5 protein-coding genes and 1 pseudogene are annotated in these 5658 nt (G+C 71.4%); 1 reads left to right on the top strand and 5 read right to left on the bottom strand.

The genetic code is table 11. The features are described from left to right. The 5 genes and pseudogenes from P409_RS24930 to P409_RS24910 all read right to left on the bottom strand — a co-directional run. A pseudogene (locus P409_RS24930) lies at positions 1-599 on the bottom strand (cobalt-precorrin 5A hydrolase); the annotation flags it as partial. Continuing rightward, positions 596-1300: a precorrin-2 C(20)-methyltransferase gene (gene cobI, locus P409_RS24925; protein ID WP_034844886.1), complete on the bottom strand. Its 705-nt coding sequence runs from the start codon at positions 1298-1300 to the stop codon at positions 596-598. The pseudogene P409_RS24930 and the gene cobI, both read right to left, overlap by 4 nt. Then, complete coding sequence (locus tag P409_RS24920; RefSeq protein ID WP_034844880.1) at positions 1297-2517, bottom strand: bifunctional cobalt-precorrin-7 (C(5))-methyltransferase/cobalt-precorrin-6B (C(15))-methyltransferase; 1221 nt, start codon at positions 2515-2517, stop codon at positions 1297-1299. The genes cobI and P409_RS24920 overlap by 4 nt, the downstream gene beginning before the upstream one ends. Next, the gene (locus P409_RS24915) at positions 2517-3185 is read right to left on the bottom strand and encodes a precorrin-8X methylmutase (RefSeq protein ID WP_052121360.1); all 669 of its coding nucleotides are present in this window, start codon (positions 3183-3185) and stop codon (positions 2517-2519) included. Before P409_RS24915 ends, P409_RS24920 begins: the two co-directional genes overlap by 1 nt. A gap of 107 nt (positions 3186-3292) precedes the next feature. Continuing rightward, positions 3293-4435 carry a sirohydrochlorin chelatase gene (locus P409_RS24910; RefSeq protein WP_034844883.1) on the bottom strand — a complete coding sequence of 381 codons (1143 nt, stop codon included), beginning with the start codon at positions 4433-4435 and terminating at the stop codon, positions 3293-3295. A gap of 214 nt (positions 4436-4649) precedes the next feature. Between P409_RS24910 and P409_RS24905 the strand changes: the two genes are divergently transcribed. Further along, on the top strand, positions 4650-5531 hold the full coding sequence (locus P409_RS24905) for an SDR family oxidoreductase (RefSeq protein WP_034844879.1): 882 nt from the start codon (positions 4650-4652) through the stop codon (positions 5529-5531). The last annotated feature ends 127 nt before the right edge of the window (positions 5532-5658 follow it).

Genomic DNA, 5658 nt, shown 5'->3' with positions numbered 1-5658 from the left:
ACCAGCCGGTCGGGATCGGCCGGCAGGGCGCGGGTGCCGGCCACGATCGTCTTACGCGCGGCCGGGTCGAGAGGCAGTTCGGCCTCCGCCAGCCAGGGCAGGTCGCCGTCGAGGCGCACGGTTTCGCCGGCCAGAAGATCGGCCGCGAAGCTCTTGTAATCGCTGGACTCCGACAACCGCCACCCGGGCGGCGGATCGTCCAGCGCCACGCCGAAGCGCAGGTCGCCGGCGGTGGTGATGGCCGGGGCGATGCCGAGAATCTGCGCCACCTGCCGGGCCAGGTCGTTGGCGCCGTGATGGCCGCCCAGCAGCGGCACCACCGCGCTGCCATCCTCCGCCACCGCCAGAATTGGGGGCTCGGCGCGCTTGTCGGACAAGAGCGGCGCCAGGATGCGGATCAGCGCGCCCGCGGCGCAGAGGCCGATGATCGGCTCGCCGGCCGCGAACAGGGCCCGCAGATGGTTGGCCAGCTTGCCGAAGGCGATGTCGGCGCCGGTGACGCGGCAGGATGGCGCGTGGATCGCGGCCCCCGGCAGCAGCGGCTTCAGCCGCTGCGCGGTGGCGAGCCCGCCCGCGGTCAGGGTGATCAGCGCCGTCATCGCCACGCCGCCCCGCGCCGATGCGCCAGGATCATCGAGAAATAGGGCACGGATTCGGGATCCACCTCGGCCAGCTTCAGCACGCGCTGATGGCCGAGCGTCGCCCGCTCGACATAGCGTGCGCTGTCATACAACCCAGCTTCTTTAAGCAATTGTGATATCTTCTTGAAGTGACGTCTGAGCTTCATGATCGCCACCGCCTCGGCCGCCTGCAGCATGGGGCGCAGATCCTCCTCGGGCAGCGGCGCCGGCAAAACCGTCAGCACGTCGTTGCGGGCGGCCAGCGGCAGGCCGGTGGCGGCGGCGCAGGCGGTCAGCGACGAGACGCCGGGCACCACCTCGACCCGGTGGCGCTCCGCCAGCCGGCCGAACAGGTACATGAAGGAGCCGTAGAAGAACGGGTCCCCCTCGCACAGCACCGCGACGTTGCGGCCGGCGTCGAGATGGCCGCCGATCTCGACCGCCGCAGCGTCATAGGCCGCTTGGGCCGGGGCCGGGTCGACCCGCATCGGCACGCGGATGGCGATCTCGATCTGCCCGCCTTGCAGATGCGGCGCCACGATCGCGCGGGCGAAGCTGTCGCCGACATCCGGCGCCGGATAAGCCAGCACCGGCGCCGCCCGCAGCAGGCGCAGCGCCTTCAGCGTCACCAGCTCCGGATCGCCAGGGCCCACGCCGAGGCCGTAGAGGGTGCCGGTCATGCCTGCCTCCACGGCTTCGCTGCCGTCCATTGCGTCACCGGCATCAGCGGGCGCCAGCCCTGGTAGCCGCCAACCGGCTCGGCGCGGGACACGGCGATGCGGGACAGGGTGCCGCCGAGCCGGGACTGATAGCCGATCACCGCGACCTCGCCCTCCGCCGTCACCACATTGGCGACCAGCCGGCCGCCCGGCGGCAGCGCCGCCCAGCAGGCTTCGACCAAGCCGCCCGCCGTGATGCCGCCGCCGATGAACACCGCGTCAGGCCGCAGCAGGTCGTCGGTCAGAGCCGTAGGCGCGTCGCCGCGCACCACCTTGAGGAAGGGCGTGCCCAGCGCCGCCGCGTTCTGGGCGATCAGGGCCAGACGGCCATCGTCGCGCTCGACCGCCACGGCCCGGCAGCGCGGGTCGCTGCGCATCCATTCGATGGCGATCGAGCCGCATCCGGCGCCGACATCCCACAGCACCTGCCCGGGCGACGGCGCCAGCGCGGCCAGGGTCACAGCCCGCACCTCGCGCTTGGTCAGCTGGCCGTCATGGGCGAAGGCGTCGTCCGGCAGGCCCGGCACCGGCGGCAGCACCCGCGTCTCCGGCCCGGCGACGCAGTCCAGAGCGATGGTGTTGAGGTCGTCGACCTCGCGATCGCCCCACTCGGCGGCCGTGGCGTGGGTGAGGCGCTCGCCCTCCCCGCCCATCCGCTCCAGCACGGCGAAGCCGCTGCCGCCCCAGCCGGTGCGGCGCAAGAGGTCGGCCAGCCGCGCCGGCGTGGTGCGGTCGGCGCTGAGGACCAGGATCTTCGCGCCGGGCTGGAGGTGCGGCACCACCAGCTCCAGCGGCCTTCCGTGCAGCGTCACCATGCGCGCCTCGACCAGCGGCCAGCCCAGCCGGGCGCAGGCCAGGCTGAAGGCCGAAGGCGTGGGCATCACCACCATCTCGGCGATCGGGATGCGGCGCGACAGGGTGACGCCGACGCCGAAGCACATCGGGTCGCCGCTGGCCAGGACGCAGACGCGGCGGCCGCGCAGCGCCTCGATCTCCGGCACCAGCGCCAGCAGCTGCGGCGGCCAGGGGATGCGGCGGCGGCCATCCTCCGGCACCATCGCCAGGTGCCGCTTTCCGCCGACCACGATCTCGGCGCCGTCATAGAGCGCGCGGGCCGCCGGCGACAGGCCGGCAAGCCCGTCCTCGCCGATGCCGATCACGCTGAGCCAGGGGGTCATCAGATCCCCTCCCGCGCCAAAGCGTTCACGGCGGCCGAGGCCATGGCGCTGCCGCCGCGCCGGCCCGGCAGGGTCAGGAACGGAACGTCAAGCCCAGCTTCGGCCAGGGCCGTCTTGGACTCGGCGGCGCCGACGAAGCCGACCGGAAAGCCCAGGATGGCGGCGGGCCGCGGCGCCCCCTCCTCCAGCAATTCCAGGAGGCGGAACAAGGCGGTCGGGGCGTTGCCGATCGCCACCACCGCGCCGTCCAGCCGGCCGCGCCACAGCTCGACCATCGCGGCCGAACGGGTGGTGCCGAGGCGGCGCGCCAGCTCCGGCAGCGACGGGTCGCCGATCAGGGACACGACCTCGTTCCCGGCCGGCAGGCGCGACCGGATGATGCCGGCCTCGACCATGCGGCAGTCGACCAGCACCGGCGCGCCGGCCGCCAGCGCTGCCCGGCCGCGGGCGGCGACATCGGGGGTGAAGAGCAGATCGTCGACCACCTCGACCATGCCGCAGGCATGCGCCACCCGGACCGCCAGCCCGGCGACATCCGGCGAAAACCGGTCCAGCCGCGCCTCCGCCCGGATGGTGGCGAAGGACTGGCGGTAGATCGCCTCCGGGTCGCGGAGATAGTCGTAGCGATGGGATGGGCTGATGCCTTCCCCCTCACCCTCCACCGTCATTCCCGCGAAAGCGGGAATCTCTCCCGGTTCGACGCCGTCGGGAGATCCCCGCTTTCGCGGGAATGACGTGATTGTGGGAGGCAAGGACGACCGCACCATGGATGCCCTCACCCGGCCTTCTTCAGGCTCTTCGGCCCCAGCGGATGATCGGCATGGGGATACGGATGATGGTGGTGGCCGTGCCCATGATCGTGACCGTGGTCGTGGTGATGATGGCCGTCGTCGTGATGATGGTGATGGTGGCCGTGATCGCCGTGATGATGATGGTCGTGACCATGGTCATGGTGATGCCCATGATCGTGGCTTTGCCCATGATCGTGATCATGATGATGGTGGGCCGGGCCGCCGGAGATGCCTTCGACGTGGTGGTGGTGGCTCTCCTGCGGCAGGCCGACCTCGGCCTCGAAGCCCAGCACCTGCATCCGGTACTTGCACATCTGGCAGTTCATGTTGCCGGTGCCTTCGAGGATCTCGGCGATCCGGTCCTCCAGCGTCTCCAGCACCAGCGGGTGGTCGTTCAGGTAGCGCGCCTTGACGAACTCAATGCCCGGATGGCGGGCAGCGACGGCGTCGGTCGCGTCGTAGATCCGGTCGACCAGGATGCCGGTGAACAGGAAGTACGGGAACACGACGATGCGGCGGTAGCCCAGCTTCGCCGCATGCTCCAGCGCCGGTTCGACCAACGGGAAGGTGACGCCGGAATAGGCGGTCTCGCCCCAGCCGAAGCCCATCCCCTCCCACAGCATCCGCATGACCTTGGCGACGTTGGAGTTGGCGTCGGGGTCCGAGGCGCCGCGGCCGACCACGACCAGCATGGTCTCGTGCCGGCCGATCGGCCCATCCTCCCGCCCCTCACCTCCACGACGGGCGTCGGCGATCTCCACCGCCTCCTGCACCCGCTCCCCGGCGGCGCGCAGCATCTTGACGTCGATGCCCAGCTCGCGGCCGTAGCGGATGGTCAGGCCCGGATGCTGCGCCTGATAGGTGTTCAGCACCGAGGGGATGTCGTTCTTGGCGTGGCCGGCGGCGAACAGCATGCCGGGGATCGCCAGCACCTCGGTCACGCCCTTCGCGCGCAGCCGGTCCAGCCCGTCGCGGATGATCGGGCGGGCGAATTCGAGATAGCCGTAATCGACCTCGTATTGCGGCAGGCGGCGCCGCAGCTGCAGGGACACGGCGGCGAACTCGTCCACGGCCCCCTGATCCCGGCTGCCATGGCCGCAGATCATCACGCCCAGCTTGCCCGCCATCATGCCCTCCTGGCTTCCCGCCATGCCGGCACGGCCGGGACAGGTCCCGGCAGCGGACGGTGGGCGGCACGCGCGGATATCGCTTGGATCTATCCGTCCGATGGAACCCCGTTGCCGATGGGCATCCCGGGGGCGTCGCGGGACGCACCGTCGACGTCCCGGCCGGCACATTGCTATAGGCTTCCACCGGAAGGCAACAGCGACGCGACACGCAATGGACGATCTGCGACCCGGAAGACTGTTCGTCTTCGGCCTCGGCTACAGCATGACCCGGCTGGCGCGGCGGCTGCGCGACCTCGGCTGGCAGGTCGCCGGCACCACCCGCGACGCCGACCGGCTGGAGCGGCTGCGGGACGAAGGCTTCGAGGCCCACGCCTTCGGCCCGGGCCAGCCGCTCGACCCCGCCGCCCTGGCCGGGACCACGCATCTGGTGCAGTCGATCTCGCCGGAGGACTCGGGCGACCCCGTGGTACCGGCGCTGGCCGAGGCGCTGCGGGCGCTGCCGCAGCTGGGCTGGGCCGGCTACCTCTCGACCCCTTCGGTCTATGGCGACCGCGGCGGCGCCTGGATCGACGAATCGGCCGACCCGACCCCCGGCTCGCCGCGCGGCTGGAAGCGGCTGGAGGCGGAGCGTGCCTGGTTCACGGCATTCCAGAGCACCGGCGTGGCGGTGCAGGTGTTCCGCCTGGCCGGGATCTACGGGCCGGGGCGCAGCGCGCTGGACCAGCTCCGGCACGGCCGGGCGCGGCGCATCGACAAGCCGGGCCAAGTGTTCAACCGCATCCATGTCGACGATATCGGCACGGTGCTGATGGCCTCGATGCGCCGGCCTGCTCCGGGCGCGATCTACAATGTCGCCGACGGCCACCCCTCCAGCCCGAACGACCCGATCGAGCACGCCGCCCGCCTGCTCGGCATCGACCCGCCGCCGTTGATTCCGTTCGAGCAGGCCGGCCTGTCGCCGCTCGGCCGCGAATTCTATTCCGAGTGCAAGCGGCTGAAGGTCGACCGGATCATCGACGAGCTCGGGGCGCACCTGGCCTATCCGAGCTATCGCGAGGGGCTGGATGCGATCTGGGCGGAGGAGCGGGCTTAGGCCCTGCCCCCAGCCGAAGAGCGATAGGGTCTCGAACGTCTTCTCGCGTTGCCTCTCCCGCCTGGCGGGAGAGGTCGGGCTCGCGTCAGCGAGACCGGGTGAGGGCTGGTCCCGGCCTCGACAAAAT

The sequence above is a fragment of the Inquilinus limosus MP06 genome (assembly GCF_000767795.1).
GTDB classification, from domain to species: Bacteria; Pseudomonadota; Alphaproteobacteria; order DSM-16000; family Inquilinaceae; genus Inquilinus; species Inquilinus limosus_E.
The sequence above is the reverse complement of the archived record's forward strand: the minus strand, read 5'-3'. Positions and strand labels throughout refer to the sequence as shown.